Raw genomic sequence first — 19,049 nt, 5'->3', positions numbered from 1 at the left:
CGCCTGCCGTGAATGCGTGCCGTGAACTGGGGAGAGCACAGGATGCACGTGCGACACGCAGCCGACGAAGACCCGACCGCCGGGTTCTACAAGGCGACTCGCGCGCTTACTGACGCGCTGGCGGCGCCGTTGAGCGACGCCGACGCCACCGTACAGTCGATGGACGATGCCTCGCCCGCCAAATGGCATCTGGCGCATACGAGCTGGTTCTTCGAGACATTCGTCCTGCGCGACCATGTGCCGGGCTATCGACTGCACGACCGCCGCTTCCCGTTCCTGTTCAACAGCTATTACGAGGCCGAGGGACGGCGCCATGCGCGCAGCCGCCGCGGCATGGTGACGCGGCCGACGCTGGATGAGGTGCGCACCTACCGCGCGGCCGTGGATGATGCGGTGGTCGCCGCACTTCCCACCCTTTCGCCGGCGGCGCGCACGCTTGTTGAGCTGGGCTGTCACCACGAACAGCAGCATCAGGAGCTGCTGGTGACGGATACCCTGCATCTCTTTGCCGAGAACCCGCTCGAGCCGGCGCTATGGGCCGCCGCCCCAAAAGTCCCCGTTGCGATGCCCGCGGCGATCGAGTGGCTCGAACGGGAGGAAGCGATCGTAGAGATCGGCCATGGCGGCGCCGGTTTCGCCTTCGATTGTGAGGGGCCGCGCCATCGCGCGCTGGTTGCGCCGCATGCGATTGCCAGCCGCACCGTCATCAATGGCGAATGGCAGCAGTTCATCGCCGATGGTGGCTATCGCGAGCCGCGCTGGTGGCTGTCCGATGGCTGGGCCTGGGTCCAGCGAGAGGCCATCACCGCACCGCTCTACTGGGAAGAGCGCGACGGCGTGTGGACACGCTTCGGCCTCGACGGGCGGCGTGCGGTGGATCCGGCCGCGCCGGTCACACACGTCAGCTTCTTTGAGGCCGATGCCTATGCAAGCTGGGCCGGCGCGCGGCTTCCGACCGAATTTGAATGGGAGGCGGCAGCAACGGGCCATGATCCCGCCGGCGGCAACCAGATGGACGAAGCCGGGCCGGTGGAGCCGCGCCCGTCCGCCGAGGGGCCGGCATTCTTCGGCGACGTCTGGGAATGGACCGGCAGCGCCTATCGCCCCTACCCCGGCTTTGCCCCCGTCGATGGGGCAGTGGGAGAATATAACGGCAAGTTCATGAGCGGGCAGTTTGTCCTGCGCGGCGGATCCTGCGCCACGCCGCGCGGCCATGCTCGCGCATGCTACCGCAACTTCTTCTACCCCCACCAGCGCTGGCAATTCACCGGCGTCCGGTTGGCGAAGGACCTCTGAGGACAAGGCGCCGTCCCACCGTGGTGGCGCCACATCGACATCGATCGGAAAGGGACGCTGATGCTGAAGCCGGAAATGGAGGACGGACAAGCCTCGCTGACGGACCCGCAGTTTCGCGCGGATGTGCTCAGCGGGCTGGAACGCCGCCCCCGGGCGATCCCAGCACGGTGGTTCTATGACCGGCGCGGGTCGGAGCTGTTCGAGGACATTACGCGGCTGCCGGAATATTACCCGACCCGGACCGAAACCGGTATCCTCCGCGACATAGCCGCCGACCTGGCCGCACGTGTCCCGGAGGGGTCCGCGCTGGTGGAATTCGGTTCGGGTTCATCGACCAAGACCCCGCTGGTGATCGATGCGGTCCGCTCCTCTGCTTACGTGCCGATCGACATATCGGGCGACTTCCTGCGCGATTCGGCGCGTGACCTGTCAGCGCGCTATCCCGAGCTGTTCGTATTGCCGTTCGAGGCGGACTTTACCCGCACGTTGACGCTGCCGCGCACGACCGAGGCATCACCCAAGCTCGGTTTCTTCCCCGGATCCACGATCGGAAACCTGATCCCGCTGGCGGCGGTGGACCTGTTGCGCGCAATGCGCGGCTCGCTGGGTGAGGGCGCGCATCTATTGATCGGCATGGACCGGATCAAGGATCAGGCGGTGCTGGAGCGTGCCTATGATGACGAAGCGGGCGTGACTGCGGCGTTCAACTGCAACCTGCTCGCCCGGATCAATCGCGAGCTGGACGGCACCATCCCGCTTGACGCCTTCCGGCACCGGGCGATCTGGAACGATGATCGGGCGCGGGTGGAAATGCATCTGGAGGCGACCAAGGACGCCGCCTTCACGGTGGAGGGCCGCCCCTTCACGATCGCGGCCGGCGAGACGATCCATACCGAGAACAGCCACAAATACGGGCCGCGCGACGCCCGTATCCTGCTGCGCGCCGGCGGCTGGACGCCGGTTGCGGAGTGGACCGATCCGGACGGACTGTTCGCGGTGATCCTTGCGGAGGCGCAGCCGGAACGCCCCGCGCCCTGATCGTTGATTGCCGGTTAGGCGATCGGCGGCCGCCCGGTCGATCAGGTCACCGCTGCGCGCTCCGCAAAGGCAGGATCGCGCCACGCGCCCTCGTCCATCACCGCGGCGAGCCGGTCGACCGCCTGCCAGACATCCTCGAAGCTGGTGTAAAGTGGGGTCAGCCCGAGGCGTAGGACATCCGGCGCCCTGAAATCGCCCACCACGCCGCGGGCGATGAGCGCCTGGCAGATCTCCCAGGCATGGGGGTGCGCGATGCTGACGTGGCTGCCGCGTGCCAACGGATCGCGCGGGGTCACGAGCGTGAAGCCATGCCGGACGCAGCGCGCCTCGATACCCGCGATCAACAGGTCCCCGAGCCTTCGGCTTTTCGCCACCAGTTGCGCCAACGTCGTGCCGTCGAAGGTGTCCAGCCCGGACTCAAGCGCGCTCATTGCCAGGATCGGCGGAGTCCCGCAGAGGAAGCGACGAACACCCGGCGCGGGCGCATATTCGTCTCCGAAGTCGAACGGGGCGGCGTGACCCATCCAGCCCGACAGCGGTGACGACAGCGTCTGCTGCAAGGCGCGGGCGACGAACAGGAAGGCTGGCGCGCCCGGCCCGCCATTCAGATACTTGTAGCCGCACCCGATGGCGAGATCGACGCTGCAGCCGTTGAGATCCAGTTCGACAGCGCCCGCGCTGTGGCTGAGATCCCAGAGGATCAACGCGCCCGCACGATGTGCCGCAGCGGTAATCCCTGCCATGTCGAGCATAGCGCCCGTTTTGTAATGGACGTGGGTCAGCAGCACGACGGCCGTGTCATGATCGATCGCCGTCGCGATCTGCGCCGCCGGCACGGTGCGGACGGTGCGGCCCGGCATCATCTTCGCGACGCCATTGGCAACGTACAGGTCGGTCGGAAAATTGCCGGGTTCAGCCAGGATGGTGGACCGGTCATGGCGCGCGGCACAGGCGGCCGCCAGCAGCTTGAACAGATTGACCGAGGTGGAATCCGCCACGATCACTTCGTCGGGCGAAGCACCGATCAGCGGCGCAATGCGCGCGCCGAGGCGGGCGGGCGCTTCGATCCAGCCGTGCTTGTTCCAGCTGGCGATCAGATCGGTGCCCCATTGCCGCGTAACGGCATCGGCGACGCGGGCGGCCGTCGCACGGGGCAGCGCGCCGAGCGAATTGCCGTCGAGGTAGATCGTTCCCACGGGAAGCGCGAAGCGCGCGCGGCAGGCCGCCAGCGGATCAGCGGCATCCCACGATTGGACCGCGTCGAGATCAGGCCAGTTGGTGGTCATGGGCGCGCTCACAATACAGCCCTCACGGTTAGCAGCTCGGGAAAGAATACCTGGTCGATGACCCGCGCCAGGTACGGCACGCCGGCGGTGCCGCCGGTCCCGCGCTTGAACCCGATCACGCGCTCGACGGTCTTGAGATGGCCGAACCGCCAGAGCTGAAAGCGATATTCGAGATCAACGAGCTTTTCGGCGAGTTCATAGAGATCCCAATGGCGTTCCGGCTCGGCATAGACGGTGCGCCAGCACATCTCGACCTGGGGCGAGGCGACATAAGGCTTTGAAAAGTCGCGCGTCAGTCGATCCTCGGGCACTGGCAGGCCGGCGCGCGCAAGGGCGCGCAGCGCCTCGTCATAGATGCTCGGCTGCGTCAGCGCGTCGGTGAGCGTGGCCTGGGTCGGCGGCGCGTCGGCAAAGACGTCGATCATGGCCGCGTTCTTGTTTCCCATCAGGAATTCCATCGCGCGATATTGATGCGACTGGAATCCCGAGCTGGTGCCCAGCTTCCCGCGCATCGCGGAATAATCGGCCGGGGTGATGGTGGCGAGAATCTCCCAGCTGCCGATCAGCTGCTGCTGCACGCGCGCAACGCGGGCCATCATCTTGAACGCCGGTTCGAGGCGCGATGTGGCGATGGCGTCGCGCGCGGCGGTCAGTTCGTGGAGGCACAATTTCATCCACAGCTCGGATGCCTGATGGATGACGATGAACAGCATTTCGTCGTGCGTACCCGACAAGGGCGACTGGCAGGCGAGAAGGTCGTCGAGGCGCAGGTAGCTGGCGTAGCTTGGGCCCTTTGCCGGGGCGACGGCGGGATCGCTTTGGGTGTCCATGGCCTTCTTTAGCCGCTTTCGGCCGCTTTTGCTTCATGAGCCGGCGCAATCCGGCCAGATCGGATGTCGCGCGCTCAGCGCCCCGCGGCGACGAGACGCTGCGTGTCGGCGCGGTCGATCGCAGTCAGTGAAATGCCGCGCGTTTCGCGCATCATGAGCGCCGCGACGAAGCTGACCGCAGCGCTGCCGGCGATATAGAGCGCGAGCAGCAGCCAGCCGTCGTGGTTGCGCAGGATCGCGGTGCCGATCAGCGGCGCCCATGAGCCAGCGACGATCGCCGTTACCTGATACCCGAGCGAGACGCCCGAATAGCGCATCCGCGTCGGGAACATCTCGGTCATGATCGCCGGCTGAGGCGCATACATCAGCGCGTGTACGCCGAGCCCCGCGATGACGGCGGCCAGCATGATCGCCGTGTCGCCGGTGTCGAACATGGGGAAAGCGGCGAAAGGCCAACCGATCGCCAGCGCCGCGCCGGCGAGATAGACCGGTCGGCGACCGATGCGGTCGGCCGCCATGCCGGCCGCGGGGATCGCCAGAACGTGCACGACGTGGCCGAGGAACAGCAACGTCAGGATGCGGCCCGTCTCGATCCCGCGATAACTGAGGTAGGTGATCGAGAAGGTGACGACCATGTAATAGAGGATGTTTTCCCCGAAACGCAGGCCCATGGCGGTGAGGAGCGCGCGGGGATAGCGGCGGAAGACATCGACGAGGCCATAGTCGGCGGCATGGTCAGCCTGTTCGCGCGCGGCCTGGAACAGCGGCGAATCGCTGACCTGTGTGCGGATGTAATATCCGATCACGATGATGACGACCGACAGCCAGAAGGCGACCCGCCAGCCCCAGGCGAGGAACGCCTCGTCCGTCAGCATGGCCGACAGGATGAGCAGCACCAGCGTCGCCAGCAGATTGCCCAGCGGCACCCCCGCCTGGGGGAAGCTGCCCCAGAAGCCGCGCCGATCGTCCGGGCTGTGTTCGGTCACCAGCAGCACTGCCCCGCCCCATTCGCCGCCAAGGGCAAAGCCCTGGATGAAGCGCAGCGTCACCAGCAGCGCGGGCGCCCAATAACCGATGCTGTCAAAACCGGGCAGGCACCCCATCAGGAACGTCGAGGCGCCGATCAGCACCAGGCTGACCTGAAGGAGCGACTTGCGACCGATCCGGTCGCCGACATGGCCGAACACCACGCCGCCCAGCGGGCGGGCGATGAAGCCAACGGCATAGGTCGCGAAGGCCGCGATGATTCCATCAAGGCTGTTGCCGGTCGGCGGGAAGAACAATTTCCCGAACACCAGTGTCGCAGCGGTCCCGTAGAGGAAGAATTCATACCATTCGACAATGGTGCCAGCCATCGAGGCACCGACGACGCGGCGAAGATAAGCGGAGCTGGTCGCGCCATGATCGGTCATGCGACTTTTCTAGCGACGGCGTCCGACATTGCCAGCATGGTCGGCGATGCGCGCAAAATGATCACCAGCAACGATCGCGTGGCGTACATGGAAACGCTTACACGAAAACAGCGACTTGCAATGGTTAACCAGCTGGCGCAGGCAGCGTCCTCACCGTAAATTTACCGTTCCAGTCTATCGGGCTGCGCATGTCCTTTCCCGTCGCCTCATCAGCAGACGTCAGCGAACGTCGGGCGACGCATGGCGGCGCGGCGTCGTCACGCGAGCAGTTGATCGTCGGCGCGCGCGCGATGGTGCTGATCGGGCTGGCAATCCTGACCGCGAGCGCCGTCGGCCTGGCGACGCATCAGGCGTTTTCGGTGTCCTTGTGGCCGGCCAACGCACTGCTGGCAGGATTGATGGTGCGCAATCCGCGGCTTCGCTGCTGGCCGAGCTGGGTGGGGGCGCTTGCCGGCTTCATCGCCACGGACCTGATGTTCGGGCGACCGCTGTCGCTGGCGGTGATGTTCGCGATCACCAACGTGGTCGGCGCGATGGTGGCGACGATGTTCCTGATGCGGCTCGACCCGCGCGACCTGGCGCTTCAGCGGGTACATTCCGTGCTGCGCATCGTGATGTCGTTGCTTCCCGCGTGCCTCGCGGCAGGGCTTTGCGGTGCGGCACTGGTGGTGATCGCGTTCAACGGCTCCCCCGCGCAGGCGCTGCTTACCTGGCCGGCGGGCGAATTGGTCAATTATCTGGTCGTGCTGCCCGCGATCCTGAACATGCCCGTGCGCCGGGTCACGCCGCGGCAATTGCTGGCCTGCATCCGCGGTTCGACCAGGCCGCGCTGGCCGCTGCTACTGCTGGTGGCGTCGTGCATCGCCGCGGTGCGCTTCGATGGGCCGGGCAGCATCATGTTTCCCATGCCGGGGCTGCTGCTGTGTGCCCTAGCCTATAGCGTTCCTGCAACGGCCGTCATCTCCATGGCGATGGGCGTCGGGTGCCTGACGGCAATCGGCCTTGGCATCATCGACATCGGCCAGGACATGGCCAATCCGTACAATGTCGTGTCCGTTCGGGTCGCGGTGGCATTCCTGGTGCTGGTCCCCCTGACCATCAGCAGCGCGATCGCGGTGCATGATGGCCTGCTCCACAAGCTGCGCGATGCCGCGAACCATGATCCGCTCACCGGCCTGCTCAATCGCCGCGCGTTCGAGGAAAAGCTGCGCAAGCGACTGGCCGCGCGGCGTGACGACAGCGGGCATCTGGCGGTGCTGTGGCTCGACATCGATCATTTCAAGCGGATCAACGACCAGCATGGCCATCTGGCGGGCGATGCGATGCTCCAGCTGTTCGCCAAGACGGCGCGCGATTGCTGTCGGGAGGGCGATCTGATCGCGCGGCTGGGCGGGGAGGAATTCGCGATCATCGCGCGGGTCGCCGATCCGGCGAGTGCCGAAGCGCTAGTGCTGCGGCTGCGGGACACCTTCGCCGCGCAGCGGATCTTCTGGAACGCCCGAGTGGTCAATGCGACCGTCAGCGTCGCTGCCTGCTGTCTCGATCGGGCGGCGGTCGACCATGTTGATCTGTTCCGGAAGCTGGATGAGGCGCTGTACCGGGCCAAGCGCAAGGGCCGCAACCGGGTGGAGTGGCTGAGCGACCTGCCGCCGGAAACCACCGGGCCATCGGCAGACCGGCCCAACCAGATACGCTATCCCCGCGCAGCCCCTCGCTGAACAGTTGCGCTCCCATCGGCGCCGCCGCACAAGCAGCGCATGGATTATGTCGCGTTGAAGAATGTCGTGGCGGGCCTGATCACGCCCGCCAATCCCGATGCGCTGGCGCACATGCATGGGGGGATGGCCGTGTTGCTGCTGGCGCGGCTGATCACCCGCCGATCGCTGTCGACGCCGATCCCGCTCGCCTGTGTCGCCGCGCTCCAGCTGCTCAACGAATGTATCGACCGCTACAATCACGGATCGTGGCGCTGGCCTGATACGATCGCAGACACGATCAACACATTGTTTTGGCCCACCGTGCTGTTCCTCGGGCTGCGCTGGCGGCGCGAGCGGACACCGGTGCGGGCGGCGGCGGCCGAGGACCTGCCCGCCACGACGTAACAACCGTCCGGCAGGCGGCGGCATAGGGGAGAGGATCGCATGGACCTGGGACTTTCGGGCAAGACCATTTTCGTTGCCGGAGGAAGCCGCGGTATCGGTCTTGGCATCGTGGAAGCCTGTCTCGCCGAGGGTGCGAAGGTCGCCTTCACCGCGCGCGGCGCACAGGCGTTGGCGCAGACTCATGAGGCGCTCAGCGCGCGCTTTGGCGCGGACCGATTATGGAGCGCCGCCGGCGACATGACCGATCCAGGAGCGGTGGAGGAGGCGATGGCCGCCGCCGAAGCGGCGCTCGGCCCCTTGTGGGGCGCGGTGGCCAATGTCGGGCTGCATCCCTGCCCGCCAGGCTTCGACGTTCCCGACGATGCGTGGCGCGGCGGGATGACGCAGAACCTGGATTCGGCCTTCTTTCTAGCCCGCGCCGCCCTGCGCCGCCTGACCCCGCGTCAGGAAGGGTCGGTGCTGATGATCGGATCGATCGCCGGGCTGGCGGCGCTGGGCACGCCCCTCACCTATGGCACGGCCAAGGCTGCACTGGGGCATCTGGCCAAGGAGCTGGCGGCGATCGCGGGGCCGAGCGGGGCGCGGGTCAACACCATCGCGCCGGGCAATATCATCTTTCCTGGCGGGGACTGGGAAGAGCGGTCGACCGGCCCGCGCGCCGAGACATGGTGGCGCTGGATTCGGCGCGAGGTGCCGTTGCAGCGGTTCGGCAGGCCGGAGGAGATCGGCCGGGTGGCAGCCTTCCTGCTCAGCCCGATGGCGAGTTTCGTGACCGGCGCGATCGTACCGGTCGATGGCGGGCAGGACCGATAGGACCGGGTTCAAAAAGCAGGCGTGATCGCTAAGGAGCCCCTCCGCGCGTAGCCGCCGCATGGTCGCCGGGTCGCAATGGAGTGCGCAAACGAGGAGTAGATCGCGCCATGGTACACAAGAGTTGGGGCGCAGGCGCTGGCGCCGACCAACGCCACGCGCCCGGCGCGGGACCCGCTAGGAACGATGCGACGCTGTCCCGTCTCGAGGCGCGGGCGGCGGAGCGCGCCGCAGCGGCGCAGGCACGCGAGGTGCTGCGGCAGGAGCGACGTCGTGCCGATGCGGAGCTGACCGCCAGCGACCCCCATCGCGCGGCCGAGCAGCGCCGCCGCGGTTCGGGACGCAAGGATATTGTCCGGGAGCAGCGCGATACGTCGGGCTATACGATGGTGGTCGATCGTCAGCGCGTCCGTGCTCTCGCCGCCAAGGGAGCGTCGATCGCCAGCCTCGCCGCGGCGTTCCACCTGCCGGCCGACGAGATCGAAGCGCTGCTGGCCGAGGGGGGCGCCGGGAGCCCGGCGGCGTAGGTGAACAACGGCGGTGGCGCCATGGGACGCCACCGCCGCGTTACATCAGTTGCTGTCGGAGTCGTCGTCGTTGTCGGCGATCAGCACGATGCCGCCGACAACGATTGCCGCTGCCAGAACGGCCGCAACGATGCCGCCGCCAGCGACAGCGCGATCGGACTTGCCGGTGGCGGTGCCAACGCGGGCCGACGAGGCGACCGAAAGCTTCGACGCCGAAGCGGCCGGAGCCGCGGTGGCCGAGATTGGCGCAAGAACAAGCGCGCTGGCCGCGAGGCCGGATAGAATCTTCATCATCCCAAATATCTCCCTTCAAGGCGCAGCCGAAGCCGCCGCGCGTAGCAACGCCAGACTGCCCGCAAAGTGTCAACAGAACGACGATTATCAACAAGCGCTACGTAGTTTTCCCGCTTGCTGTGTTCCACATGCATCACGCGCCATGCATGCACCAACAGCATTGCTGCTTCGGGCAAAGAACTTGGTTGATCCCTGACACCGGTGTCGGGGGAAAGGTCTGTGCAAAGGCACGCGCGCATGTGCTACCTGGCCGCCGGACCTCAAAACCGGCCATGACAAAGAGGAAGTTGCCCTGCTTTCCGCCATTCGCAAGATCGATCGCTACAGCCTGCTGCTGCTTTTCACCGTGCTGGTCGCCTCATTATTGCCGTGCAGGGGCGAAGGCGCGCGCCTGTTCGGCGCGCTGACGACCGTTGCGATCGCGCTTCTGTTCTTTCTACACGGCGCAAAGTTGTCGCGAGAGGCGATCGTGCAGGGTTTGACGAACTGGCGCCTGCACCTGGTCGTGCTGGCGATCACCTTCGGCCTATTCCCGTTGCTCGGGATCGGCACCGCGGCGGTCGCAGGCACGATGCTGACCCCGTCGCTGGCGACCGGGCTGTTGTTCCTCACGCTGCTGCCCTCGACGGTCCAGTCGTCGATCGCCTTTACCGCGATGGCGCGTGGGAACGTCCCGGCGGCGGTATGCAGCGCGTCTGCCTCCAACCTGTTGGGCATCGCACTCACCCCGCTGCTAGTCGCGCTGCTGATCGGGGGCGAGGCAAAGGTGGCGGGGGACGAAATCTGGACGATCGTCTTCCAGCTGCTGGTGCCGTTCGTCGCGGGGCATCTTTCCCGCCCGCTGACCAAGGCCTTCGTCGCGCGCCATTCGCGCCTGGTGTCGACCGTTGACCGCGGATCGATCCTGCTGGTGGTCTATACCGCGTTCAGCGCGGCGGTGGTCGAGGGACTGTGGTCGGGGATGCCGATCTGGCAGCTCGCCGTGCTCAGCATCATCTGCGCCATCCTGCTGGCGGTCATCATGGTGGCGACCGCGTGGATCGCCCGGCGGTTGGGCTTCGATCGCGCCGACCGGATCGCCATCCTGTTCTGCGGATCGAAGAAGAGCCTCGCATCCGGCGTGCCGATCGCCGGCGTGCTGTTCCCGGCGGCGCAGGTCGGGCCGATCATCCTGCCGGTCATGATCTTTCACCAGATCCAGCTGCTGGTCTGCGCGCATCTGGCGCAGCGCTATGCTCAGGAGGACGGAGAAGCCGCGCCGGTGCGGGCGCCAGCGTGATTCAAGGGGCCTGGCGACGACCGGGATCAATGGCGATGAGGCAAAGTGGCGGAGACGGAGGGATTCGAACCCTCGGTACGGTTTCCCGTACGACGCTTTAGCAAAGCGTTGGTTTCAGCCACTCACCCACGTCTCCGGGCCTGGCGGAACGGGGCCTATAGCGAGGTGCGCGGAGCCGATCAACTGGCTGGTGGGGGGGAAAGCAACTTCGTCCCGACTTGTCGCCGAGTCGCTCCGGCGCGCCATTCATTGCCGCGCAAGGCGTCTATCCGTTATGGTGCGGTGAAACCGGGCGTGCCCAGGGGGTAAGTAACGATGCGCAAGTTGATGATCGCGATGGGACTGATCGCCACGATGGTGTCGGGCATCGCGCCGGCGCAGGTGCGTACCATCGACCCCAACCAACAGATCGACAGCGATCTCGACGGCCCGCGCGTTCCGCCCCCGCCGGCGCGCACGCCAGCGCCCGCCGATCGCGACCAGAGCTATCGTGAGCCGACCTATTCCGACACGGCGCCGGCCGATCAGGACTCCCCGCCATTGGAGGCGCCACTCCCCGCGCCGGCCCCTGCCCCGGCACCCAGCCGCTCGGCACCGACCACGGGCAACGTGGACCCGCAGGCGCAGGCGACCACCGACGCCGCCGCGACGTTCAAGCGTGACGACCTGATCGGTGCGGGCGAGGGCGTGTTCGGCAAGGGCGCCGAAGGCTTTGCCTCGCTGATCGAGAAGATCCTGTCGGAGCAGGGCGAGCCCAATGCCTATATCGCCGGCCGTGAGGCGGCGGGCGCGTTCGTGCTCGGCCTGCGCTACGGCTCGGGGATCATGACCCACAAGGTCGAGGGGCAGATGCCGGTTTATTGGACCGGCCCGTCGGTCGGCTTTGACGTCGGCGGCGATGCCAACAAGGTCTTCGTGCTGGTGTACAATCTGTACGACACGGCGGAATTGTACCGGCGGTTCCCGGCGGCCGAAGGCCGGCTGTACTTCGTCGGTGGCTTTGCCGCGACATACCTGCGGCGCGGCAATGTGGTGCTAATCCCGGTGCGGCTGGGCGTCGGCTACCGTGCCGGTGTCAACGTTGGCTATATGAAGTTCACCCAGAAATCGAACTGGCTGCCGTTCTGATTCCCGCGCGCTGATGAGCCGACCGGCGGCGACGCGAAACGAAGCGTCTCTGTTCGGCAGCTTGGGCGCCCTGTGCGGGAGGCCCATATCGTTCCGTGAACCGCGACCGGCCCTGTCCGGGCCGGCGCGATCGGGATGATAACAATGAAGAAGATCGGATTCCTGTCCTTTGGCCATTGGTCGGCCGCGCCGCATTCCGCGACGCGTTCGGCCAGCGACGTTTTGCTCCAGTCGATCGACCTGGCAGTTGCCGCCGAGGAGCTGGGCGCGGACGGCGCCTATTTCCGCGTCCATCATTTCGCGCAGCAACTCGCCTCCCCCTTTCCGCTGCTCGCCGCCGTCGGTGCCAGGACAAAGCGGATCGAGATCGGCACTGGCGTCATCGACATGCGCTACGAGAATCCGTTCTACATGGCGGAGGATGCCGGCGCGGCCGACCTGATCAGTGGCGGGCGGCTGCAGCTGGGGATCAGCCGTGGTTCGCCCGAGCAGGTGATCGAAGGGTGGCGCCATTTCGGCTACACGCCAGCGCCGGGCGAAACCGATGCGGACATGGGCCGCCGCCACGGCGAGGTGTTCCTGGAGCTGTTGAAGGGCCAGGGGTTCGCCAAGCCCAATCCGCGGCCGATGTTCCCCAACCCGCCGGGGCTGCTCCGGCTGGAGCCGTTCTCCGCCGGGCTGCGCGAGCGCATCTGGTGGGGTTCAGGCGCGGATGCGACCGCCGTCTGGGCGGCGCAAAAGGGCATGAACCTGCAAAGCAGCACGCTGAAGGCCGATGAGAGCGGCGAGCCGTTCCATATCCAGCAGGCCAAGCAGATCCGCCTCTATCGTGAGGCGTGGAAGGAGGCCGGCCATGCCCGCGAGCCGCGGGTGTCGGTGTCACGATCGATCTTCGCCCTGGTGAACGATCGGGACCGGCAATATTTTGGCCGCGGCGAGGACAGCGACCAGATCGGCGTCATCGACAATATGCGCGCCGTGTTCGGCCGCTCCTATGCCGCGGAGCCCGACCGGCTCGTCGAGCAGCTGCGGCAGGATGAGGCGATCGCCGAAGCCGACACGCTGTTGCTGACCGTGCCCAACCAGCTGGGCGTCGATTACAATGCGCACGTGCTGGAAAGCATCCTGACGCATGTCGCGCCGGCGCTGGGCTGGCGCTGACCCGATCGGTCCGCGCGCCCCGTAACGACCGTCAGGTCCGCCCATGGGCGGACCTGACAGGCGGTTGATCAGATCTCGACCTCGTCGAGCTTCGCCAGTTCGCGATATTTGGTGCGCAGGCTGACCTTGTCGATCTTCTCCGTGCCGAGGCGAGGAAGCGGATCGTCGGCGAGCCAGATGCGCTGCGGCACCTTGAATGCCGCAATATGCTGCGCGAGAAATGCCCATAGATCCTCGATGGCCACCGCGCCCACCTTGCGCAGGTGGACGACCGCGCCGGGCACTTCGCCATATTTCTCGTCCGGCAGCCCGAACACCGCCGCCTCGGCCACGTCGGGATGCTGGTACAGTGCGTCCTCGACCTCCTGGCAGCTGATATTCTCGCCGCCGCGGATGATGATGTCCTTCTTGCGGTCGACGATGAAGAGATAGCCGTCCTCGTCGAGGTAGCCGATGTCGCCAGTGCGGAAATAGCCGTCGGCGGTGAAGGCCGCGGCGGTCGCTTCCGGATTGCCCCAATATTCCTGGAAATTGGCGACCGAGCGGATCGAGATTTCGCCGCGTTCGCCCTGCGGCACCGGCTTGCCGGCATCATCAAGGATCGCGAGGTCGACGAGCGGCAGCGAGGGCCGGCCGGCCGAGTTCGGCTTGGCGAGGTAATTGGTGCGCCAATTGCCGGTGCCGATGCCGTTCGTTTCGGTCAGGCCATAGCCGATCAGCGGCTTGCCCTCCATCTCCTGATCGATCCGCTTGACGTGTTCGACCGGGCGCGGCGCGCCGCCCGCGGCGATGTCCGCGACGCTCGACAGGTCGTATTTGTGCCGGTTCGGGTGGTTGAGCATCTCGAAGCTCATCAGCGGCACGCCGACGAAATAGGTGATCTTTTCCTTTTCGATGAGGCGCATCGCCTCCTCGGCGTCCCACTTGGGCATCAGCACCAGCTTACGCCCGATGGCGAACGACTGGAGGAACACCGGCACTTCCGCCGTCACGTGGAACAGGGGCACGTTGAGCAGCGTCGAGGGCTGAAGATCGCTCGGTGCCGTTCCGTCCTGCGCGCTGATCGCCAGCATCATCAACGCGGAGCCGAGATAGTTGAACACGCCCTGGGTCACCTGGCGATGGGTCGACAAGGCGCCCTTCGACTGGCCGGTCGAGCCGGAGGTGAACAGGATCGTGGCATGATCGTCCGGGCCGATCTCCGGCATCGTCGCATTGCCCGTGCCGCGATCGAGGATCGGCGCCAGCGCCGCATCGATCGGCTGCAGATCGTCGAACTCCACGACCGGGGCCGACAGGTTCGGCAGCGCCGCGAGACGGCGGCAGCGCGGCGGATCGGCAAATACCAAAGAGCAGCCGACGTCATCGACGCCTGCCTGTAGCTCCTCGGCCTGCCACCAGCCGTTCAGCAAGGTGGCGACGCCGCCCGCGATCAGCACGCCCATGTAGATGATGATCCACGACGGCGAGTTGCGCGCGGCGATGCCGATCCGGTCGCCCTTCTTCACGCCAAAGCCGCTTACCAGCGCGTCGGCCACCTTCTGCGCGCGGCCATAAACGTCGGCATAGGTGAGCCGCTCATCCCCGGCGATCAGGAACTCCGTGCCGGCATGCTGCTGCGCATAATGAGCGAAATAGGCCGGCAGCGTCGGCGGTGCCGCAGCGATGATGGGCAGTGTCTGGCCGAAACGTTCGATCGTGCCGAGCGCAAGCGGACCGCCCTCTCCCGTCAACGCGGCCATGGTCGCGTCCATCTTGAGGTCCAGTTCGGTCTTCATGCGTCTCTCCGCTTGGTCTTGGTCTTGAGGGCCCTTATGCAGACGTGAAGCCAGAGGGAAAAGCCTTGATCCTGCCCATCTTCGCCGCCGCAGCGAGCCATATCCGGTTCGAGGACCTGGGATTGCACCCGGACGTCTTCTCGATCGGATTTTTCACGCTGCGCTGGTACAGTCTCGCCTACATCGCCGGAATCGTCATCGGCTGGTGGTATCTGCTGAAGCTGCTGGACCAGCCGGGCGCCCCGATGGCGCGCCGGCATGCCGACGACCTGGTGTTCTACGCCACGCTGGGCATCATCCTGGGCGGGCGGATCGGCTACGTCCTGTTCTACGCGCCCGACATGCTGCTGCACCCGCTACGCATCCTGCGATTGTGGGACGGTGGCATGAGTTTCCATGGCGGGGTCATCGGGACCAGCCTCGCCATCATCCTGTTCGCGCGGCGCAATGGGCTGAACTGGCTGCGCATCCACGATTATGTCGCGTGCGTGGTGCCGTTCGGGCTGTTCTTCGGCCGGCTGGCGAATTTCGTGAACGGCGAATTGTGGGGCAAGCCGACCGACGTGCCCTGGGCGATCGTCTTCTCCCGCACCGTGCCGGCGGGCGTGCCCGAGCCGGCGCGCCACCCGAGCCAGCTGTATGAGGCGGGGCTGGAGGGCGTGGCGCTGTTCGCGCTCCTCTACTTCTTCTTCTGGCGCACCAATGCACGGTACCAGCCGGGCAAGCTGACCGGGCTGTTCCTGCTCGGCTATGGCACGGCGCGCTTCGTCGTCGAATTCTTCCGCGAGCCGGATTCGCAATTTGCCGGCACCTTCTTCGCCACCACCATCCACATGGGGCAGGTGCTGTGCCTGCCGATGATTGCGGGCGGGCTCTACCTGATCCTGACCGCGCCCGGGCGGCGCCAGCGGGTGGAACCGATCGCTGGCGGGCAGAGCGTCGCCTGATCGCGCGGCGCGCGTGGCCGCACCGCGCGCGCTGGCGAAATGATCGGCAAATGGTGGCGGGGATAGCCAGAGGGACGGGGAGCAGCGGGCTGCCCCCGCCCCACGCGCCGGTCAGGCGGTGCGCACCAGCAGCTTGTCGATCCGGCGGCCGTCGAGATCGACCACCTCGAAGCGCCAGCCCTGTTCGACGAAGCTTTCGCCCTCGACCGGCAAGTGGCGGAAGATCGCCAGCGCGAGGCCGGCGGCGGTCGCATAATCGCGGTCCTCGGGAAGCTCGATGCCGAGGCGCTCAGCCAGCGTGTCGGCCGAGGTGGTACCCGCGACCAGCAAGGAGCCGTCGTCGCGCTCGACGATGTTGGGCGCCTCACCCGGTTCGGCATCGGATGCAAACTCGCCCGCAATTGCCGCGAGCAGATTGGCCGGGGTCACGATCCCTTCAAAATGGCCATATTCGTCGTGGATCAGCGCCATCGGCACGTCAGCGCGGCGCAGCGCGTCGAGCGCGTCCATCGCATCGATCTGATCGACCACGAACGGCGCCTTGCGCACGAGCTGCTTCAGGTCGAGCGAATCGCCCCGTGCCAGCGCGGCGGCGACATCGCGCGCCTGAACGACGCCGATCACCGCATCGATCGACCCGTCGGCGACCGGCAGCCGGCTGTGCGGCGTCGCGAGCAGCTTGGCGCGGATCGCGGCGTCGTCGAGCCCGGAATCGAGCCAGTCGACCTCCGTGCGCGGGGTCATCACCTCGCGCACCGGGCGGTCGGCGAGCCGCACCACGCCGGAGATGATCGAGCGTTCATGCTCCTCGATCACGCCGGACTTGCTCGCCTCGGCGACGATCAGGTGCAGTTCCTCCGCCGTGACATGCTCCTCCGATTCGCGGTTGAGCCCCAGCAGGCGGAAGATCAGGATGCTGGACGCATCGAGCACCCAGACGATCGGCTTGGTCAGGACGGCGAGCCACGTCATCGGCAGCGCCAGCCAGCTGGCCACCGGCTCCGGATTGCGCAGCGCGATCTGCTTGGGAACCAATTCGCCAATGATCAGCGAGGCATAGGTCGTAAGCCCGATGACCAGCGCCACCGCGACATTGTTCGCCAATGCCGTCGGCATGCCCAATGCCTCCAGCCTGGCAGCCGTGGGGGTGCCAAGGCTGGCACCCGAATAGGCCCCGGTGCCGATACCGATCAGCGTGATCCCGATCTGCACTGTGGAGAGAAATTTGCCCGGGTCGGCGGCCAGCGCCATCGCGGCCCGCGCACCGGGCTTGCCGCTGCGCACCATTGCTTCGAGACGGGCCTTGCGGGACGAAACGATCGCGAGCTCGCTCATCGCGAAGACGCCGTTGAGGGCGACCAGCGCAAGAATGATGAGGACGTCGATCCAGGGGAACGGCGGTAGCATGATGTGGAACTCTCTTGGCGGGATTCGCCGCGCTCCACAACCATTCGCGTCATTTGCGGTTCAGCCCGGATACGGAACAACCCATATCAGCGCCGGGTTTCTGGCGGACACGAATGAAAAGGGGACACGATGATGCGTTTGAAGTCTGCGTTGGTTGGCTTGGTCGTCAGCGGCGCGCTGCTCACCACGGCAGCGTGCACCACCGACCCGGAAACCGGTGAGCGGCGGATCTCGAAGGCGGCGATCGGCGGCATCGGCGGCGCATTGGGCGGCTATCTGCTGGGCGACCTTGTCGGTGGCCGGCGCGACCGGACGGAGAAGATCGTCGGCGCAGGGATCGGCGGCATCGCCGGCGCGGGGATCGGCGCCTATATGGACAAGCAAGAGCGCGATCTGCGCGCCCGCACCGCCGGCACCGACGTGCAGGTGATCCGCCAGGGCGACGATCTGCTGCTGAACATCCCGAGCGGCATCAACTTCGCGTACAATTCGGCCGCGGTGCAGCCGCAGTTCCAGCAGACGCTGGACCGGGTGGCGAGCGTGCTGGGCGAGTACAACCGCACCTATATCGACGTGTACGGCCATACCGATTCGACCGGCAGCGACGCCTATAACCAGGGCCTGTCGGAGCGGCGCGCGACGGCCGTTGCCGATTATCTGTCCAGCCATGGCGTGCAGCGCGCGCGCATCGGTATTCGCGGCTTTGGCGAGACCCAACCGATTGCGACCAACGAGACCGAGGAAGGCCGCGCAGCCAACCGCCGCGTCGAGATCAAGATCGTGCCGATCTCGGAGAACGAGCTGGGTTACCGCCAGTAAGCAGATGCGGACCGCGGTCGCCGGTGCGGCCGCGGTCGTCGCTAGCGACGGGCGACGAAGAAATCGCGCAGCAGGTCACCGGCCTCGCGCGCGCCGATCCCGCCATAGACGTCCGGGCGGTGGTGGCAGGTTGGCTGCGAGAAGAAGCGCGGGCCATATTCGACGGCCCCGCCCTTCGGATCGGATGCGCCATAATAGAGCCGCCGGATCCGGGCATGGGCGATGGCGCCGGCGCACATCGCGCACGGTTCCAGCGTCACCCAGAGATCGCAATCCTCCAGCCGGTCGCGCGCGAGCAGCCGGGCGGCGGCGCGGATGACCTGCATCTCGGCATGGGCGGTCGGATCGTGGAGGCGGCGCGGCGCATTGGCGGCGACCGCGACAATCTGTCCTTCCAGCGTGATCGCCGCGCCGACGGGCACTTCGCCCTTCAGGGCCGCCTCGCGTGCGGCAGCCAGGGCGCTGGCCATGGGATCAGGGAGAGGGAACATCGCCGCCGCTATGCCCCGCCGGCGGGGCTCAGGCCATCGCCGATTACAACGCCAGCGACGGAGTCAGCGCGCCGGGCGAATCATTGCGCCGGCGTGGGCGAGGCACCCGGGCGCTGGACCTCGACCTTGGGCACTTCGATGACCTTCCGTTCGGTACCAACGTCGATCTTGCCAACGTCGGCCTTGAATTCAGGCGCCTGACCGCCCTCGATTCGCGGCAATCGCGCGGTCTGCGTCTGATCGATGTTGATGAAACCAGTCGCCATACCTGCCAGAATCACAAGTGCGACAATGCCCAGAATGACGAGAATGGCACGCATGATCCTGATCTCCAGTCGTATCGGTGGTGCAACAACGATCAGGTGATCCACTAGGTTGCATGTAGCGATGCTTGACGATTCGGCGGGGTACCGCTAGTGGCGCCGACTTTCCGGGCCAACCCGA

Annotated in this window: 20 protein-coding genes and 1 tRNA gene; 12 read left to right on the top strand and 9 right to left on the bottom strand. The window is 66.5% G+C overall.

Features of this window, described 5'->3' with window-relative positions; all coding sequences use genetic code 11:
• Positions 1 to 42: 42 nt before the first annotated feature.
• Together egtB and egtD are read left to right on the top strand one after the other, a co-directional pair.
• A complete protein-coding gene (gene egtB, locus CA236_RS09160; protein ID WP_125945364.1) occupies positions 43 to 1,296 on the top strand; it encodes an ergothioneine biosynthesis protein EgtB in 1,254 nt (417 codons plus the stop codon).
• 60 nt (positions 1,297 to 1,356) lie between these two features.
• Positions 1,357 to 2,334 carry an L-histidine N(alpha)-methyltransferase gene (gene egtD, locus CA236_RS09155; protein ID WP_125945363.1) on the top strand — a complete coding sequence of 326 codons (978 nt, stop codon included), beginning with the start codon at positions 1,357 to 1,359 and terminating at the stop codon, positions 2,332 to 2,334.
• A 41-nt stretch (positions 2,335 to 2,375) separates the two neighbouring features.
• Here egtD and kynU read toward each other — a convergent pair whose 3' ends face one another.
• The 3 genes from kynU to CA236_RS09140 form a co-directional block, all read right to left on the bottom strand.
• On the bottom strand, positions 2,376 to 3,620 hold the full coding sequence (gene kynU / locus CA236_RS09150; RefSeq protein ID WP_125945362.1) for a kynureninase: 1,245 nt from the start codon (positions 3,618 to 3,620) through the stop codon (positions 2,376 to 2,378).
• An 8-nt stretch (positions 3,621 to 3,628) separates the two neighbouring features.
• The gene (locus CA236_RS09145; protein ID WP_125945361.1) at positions 3,629 to 4,450 is read right to left on the bottom strand and encodes a tryptophan 2,3-dioxygenase family protein; all 822 of its coding nucleotides are present in this window, start codon (positions 4,448 to 4,450) and stop codon (positions 3,629 to 3,631) included.
• Between the two features lie 74 nt (positions 4,451 to 4,524).
• Positions 4,525 to 5,862 (bottom strand): MFS transporter, encoded by a 1,338-nt coding sequence (locus CA236_RS09140; RefSeq protein ID WP_125945360.1) that lies wholly within the window; start codon positions 5,860 to 5,862, stop codon positions 4,525 to 4,527.
• Between CA236_RS09140 and CA236_RS18750 the strand changes: the two genes are divergently transcribed.
• The 5 genes from CA236_RS18750 to CA236_RS09120 all read left to right on the top strand — a co-directional run bounded on the left by CA236_RS18750 (position 5,851) and on the right by CA236_RS09120 (position 9,301).
• Positions 5,851 to 6,021, top strand: a complete 171-nt coding sequence (locus CA236_RS18750; RefSeq protein ID WP_156167238.1) for a hypothetical protein — start codon at positions 5,851 to 5,853, stop codon at positions 6,019 to 6,021. The genes CA236_RS09140 and CA236_RS18750 overlap by 12 nt on opposite strands.
• A 29-nt stretch (positions 6,022 to 6,050) precedes the next feature.
• Positions 6,051 to 7,580, top strand: a complete 1,530-nt coding sequence (locus CA236_RS09135; RefSeq protein WP_125945359.1) for a GGDEF domain-containing protein — start codon at positions 6,051 to 6,053, stop codon at positions 7,578 to 7,580.
• Between the two features lie 39 nt (positions 7,581 to 7,619).
• Complete coding sequence (locus CA236_RS09130; RefSeq protein WP_206430537.1) at positions 7,620 to 7,964, top strand: hypothetical protein; 345 nt, start codon at positions 7,620 to 7,622, stop codon at positions 7,962 to 7,964.
• A 39-nt stretch (positions 7,965 to 8,003) separates the two neighbouring features.
• Positions 8,004 to 8,777, top strand: coding sequence for an SDR family oxidoreductase (locus tag CA236_RS09125; RefSeq protein ID WP_125945358.1), 774 nt, complete (start codon positions 8,004 to 8,006; stop codon positions 8,775 to 8,777).
• A 107-nt stretch (positions 8,778 to 8,884) separates the two neighbouring features.
• Positions 8,885 to 9,301 (top strand): hypothetical protein, encoded by a 417-nt coding sequence (locus tag CA236_RS09120; RefSeq protein ID WP_125945357.1) that lies wholly within the window; start codon positions 8,885 to 8,887, stop codon positions 9,299 to 9,301.
• 45 nt (positions 9,302 to 9,346) lie between these two features.
• Here the strand turns inward: CA236_RS09120 and CA236_RS09115 are convergent, their stop codons facing one another.
• Entirely contained in the window at positions 9,347 to 9,592 is a 246-nt protein-coding gene (locus CA236_RS09115; RefSeq protein WP_346962765.1) for a hypothetical protein, read from the bottom strand.
• 295 nt (positions 9,593 to 9,887) lie between these two features.
• Between CA236_RS09115 and CA236_RS09110 the strand changes: the two genes are divergently transcribed.
• Positions 9,888 to 10,874: a bile acid:sodium symporter family protein gene (locus tag CA236_RS09110; RefSeq protein ID WP_125945356.1), complete on the top strand. Its 987-nt coding sequence runs from the start codon at positions 9,888 to 9,890 to the stop codon at positions 10,872 to 10,874.
• A gap of 46 nt (positions 10,875 to 10,920) precedes the next feature.
• Here CA236_RS09110 and CA236_RS09105 read toward each other — a convergent pair.
• Positions 10,921 to 11,010 (bottom strand) — tRNA-Ser (locus CA236_RS09105).
• Positions 11,011 to 11,189: 179 nt separating this feature from the next.
• Here CA236_RS09105 and CA236_RS09100 point away from each other — a divergent pair.
• Positions 11,190 to 12,002, top strand: coding sequence for a DUF1134 domain-containing protein (locus tag CA236_RS09100; RefSeq protein WP_046409383.1), 813 nt, complete (start codon positions 11,190 to 11,192; stop codon positions 12,000 to 12,002).
• Between the two features lie 144 nt (positions 12,003 to 12,146).
• Positions 12,147 to 13,163 (top strand): LLM class flavin-dependent oxidoreductase, encoded by a 1,017-nt coding sequence (locus tag CA236_RS09095; protein ID WP_125945355.1) that lies wholly within the window; start codon positions 12,147 to 12,149, stop codon positions 13,161 to 13,163.
• 68 nt (positions 13,164 to 13,231) lie between these two features.
• Here the strand turns inward: CA236_RS09095 and CA236_RS09090 are convergent, their stop codons facing one another.
• Positions 13,232 to 14,941, bottom strand: a complete 1,710-nt coding sequence (locus tag CA236_RS09090; protein ID WP_125945354.1) for a class I adenylate-forming enzyme family protein — start codon at positions 14,939 to 14,941, stop codon at positions 13,232 to 13,234.
• 65 nt (positions 14,942 to 15,006) lie between these two features.
• On the opposite strand from CA236_RS09090, the gene lgt reads away from it, so the two are divergent.
• Entirely contained in the window at positions 15,007 to 15,888 is an 882-nt protein-coding gene (gene lgt / locus CA236_RS09085) for a prolipoprotein diacylglyceryl transferase (RefSeq protein WP_125945353.1), read from the top strand.
• Between the two features lie 111 nt (positions 15,889 to 15,999).
• On the opposite strand, the gene CA236_RS09080 is transcribed toward lgt, so the two are convergent.
• Positions 16,000 to 17,295 (bottom strand): hemolysin family protein, encoded by a 1,296-nt coding sequence (locus CA236_RS09080; RefSeq protein WP_125945352.1) that lies wholly within the window; start codon positions 17,293 to 17,295, stop codon positions 16,000 to 16,002.
• Positions 17,296 to 17,427: 132 nt separating this feature from the next.
• Between CA236_RS09080 and CA236_RS09075 the strand changes: the two genes are divergently transcribed.
• Positions 17,428 to 18,114, top strand: a complete 687-nt coding sequence (locus CA236_RS09075; RefSeq protein WP_046409392.1) for an OmpA family protein — start codon at positions 17,428 to 17,430, stop codon at positions 18,112 to 18,114.
• Between the two features lie 41 nt (positions 18,115 to 18,155).
• Here the strand turns inward: CA236_RS09075 and CA236_RS09070 are convergent, their stop codons facing one another.
• Entirely contained in the window at positions 18,156 to 18,605 is a 450-nt protein-coding gene (locus CA236_RS09070; protein WP_241212587.1) for a nucleoside deaminase, read from the bottom strand.
• Positions 18,606 to 18,685: 80 nt separating this feature from the next.
• Positions 18,686 to 18,925 carry a hypothetical protein gene (locus CA236_RS09065; protein ID WP_125945351.1) on the bottom strand — a complete coding sequence of 80 codons (240 nt, stop codon included), beginning with the start codon at positions 18,923 to 18,925 and terminating at the stop codon, positions 18,686 to 18,688.
• Positions 18,926 to 19,049 lie beyond the last annotated feature (124 nt).

It is taken from the genome of Sphingomonas sp. ABOLG (genome assembly GCF_003950435.1).
Lineage (GTDB): Bacteria > Pseudomonadota > Alphaproteobacteria > Sphingomonadales > Sphingomonadaceae > Sphingomonas > Sphingomonas panaciterrae.
This window is presented reverse-complemented; position numbering and strand designations above follow the sequence as displayed.

What these genes read in the sequence shown, in the direction of transcription:
- egtB (WP_125945364.1), top strand. Translation starts at nt 43, where the DNA reads ATGCACGTGCGACACGCAGCCGACGAAGACCCGACCGCCGGGTTCTAC.
- egtD (WP_125945363.1), top strand. Translation starts at nt 1,357, where the DNA reads ATGCTGAAGCCGGAAATGGAGGACGGACAAGCCTCGCTGACGGACCCG.
- kynU (WP_125945362.1), bottom strand. Translation starts at nt 3,620, where the DNA reads ATGACCACCAACTGGCCTGATCTCGACGCGGTCCAATCGTGGGATGCC.
- CA236_RS09145 (WP_125945361.1), bottom strand. Translation starts at nt 4,450, where the DNA reads ATGGACACCCAAAGCGATCCCGCCGTCGCCCCGGCAAAGGGCCCAAGC.
- CA236_RS18750 (WP_156167238.1), top strand. Translation starts at nt 5,851, where the DNA reads ATGATCGGTCATGCGACTTTTCTAGCGACGGCGTCCGACATTGCCAGC.
- CA236_RS09140 (WP_125945360.1), bottom strand. Translation starts at nt 5,862, where the DNA reads ATGACCGATCATGGCGCGACCAGCTCCGCTTATCTTCGCCGCGTCGTC.
- CA236_RS09135 (WP_125945359.1), top strand. Translation starts at nt 6,051, where the DNA reads ATGTCCTTTCCCGTCGCCTCATCAGCAGACGTCAGCGAACGTCGGGCG.
- CA236_RS09130 (WP_206430537.1), top strand. Translation starts at nt 7,620, where the DNA reads ATGGATTATGTCGCGTTGAAGAATGTCGTGGCGGGCCTGATCACGCCC.
- CA236_RS09125 (WP_125945358.1), top strand. Translation starts at nt 8,004, where the DNA reads ATGGACCTGGGACTTTCGGGCAAGACCATTTTCGTTGCCGGAGGAAGC.
- CA236_RS09120 (WP_125945357.1), top strand. Translation starts at nt 8,885, where the DNA reads ATGGTACACAAGAGTTGGGGCGCAGGCGCTGGCGCCGACCAACGCCAC.
- CA236_RS09115 (WP_346962765.1), bottom strand. Translation starts at nt 9,592, where the DNA reads ATGAAGATTCTATCCGGCCTCGCGGCCAGCGCGCTTGTTCTTGCGCCA.
- CA236_RS09100 (WP_046409383.1), top strand. Translation starts at nt 11,190, where the DNA reads ATGCGCAAGTTGATGATCGCGATGGGACTGATCGCCACGATGGTGTCG.
- CA236_RS09095 (WP_125945355.1), top strand. Translation starts at nt 12,147, where the DNA reads ATGAAGAAGATCGGATTCCTGTCCTTTGGCCATTGGTCGGCCGCGCCG.
- CA236_RS09090 (WP_125945354.1), bottom strand. Translation starts at nt 14,941, where the DNA reads ATGAAGACCGAACTGGACCTCAAGATGGACGCGACCATGGCCGCGTTG.
- CA236_RS09080 (WP_125945352.1), bottom strand. Translation starts at nt 17,295, where the DNA reads ATGCTACCGCCGTTCCCCTGGATCGACGTCCTCATCATTCTTGCGCTG.
- CA236_RS09075 (WP_046409392.1), top strand. Translation starts at nt 17,428, where the DNA reads ATGCGTTTGAAGTCTGCGTTGGTTGGCTTGGTCGTCAGCGGCGCGCTG.
- CA236_RS09070 (WP_241212587.1), bottom strand. Translation starts at nt 18,605, where the DNA reads ATGTTCCCTCTCCCTGATCCCATGGCCAGCGCCCTGGCTGCCGCACGC.
- CA236_RS09065 (WP_125945351.1), bottom strand. Translation starts at nt 18,925, where the DNA reads ATGCGTGCCATTCTCGTCATTCTGGGCATTGTCGCACTTGTGATTCTG.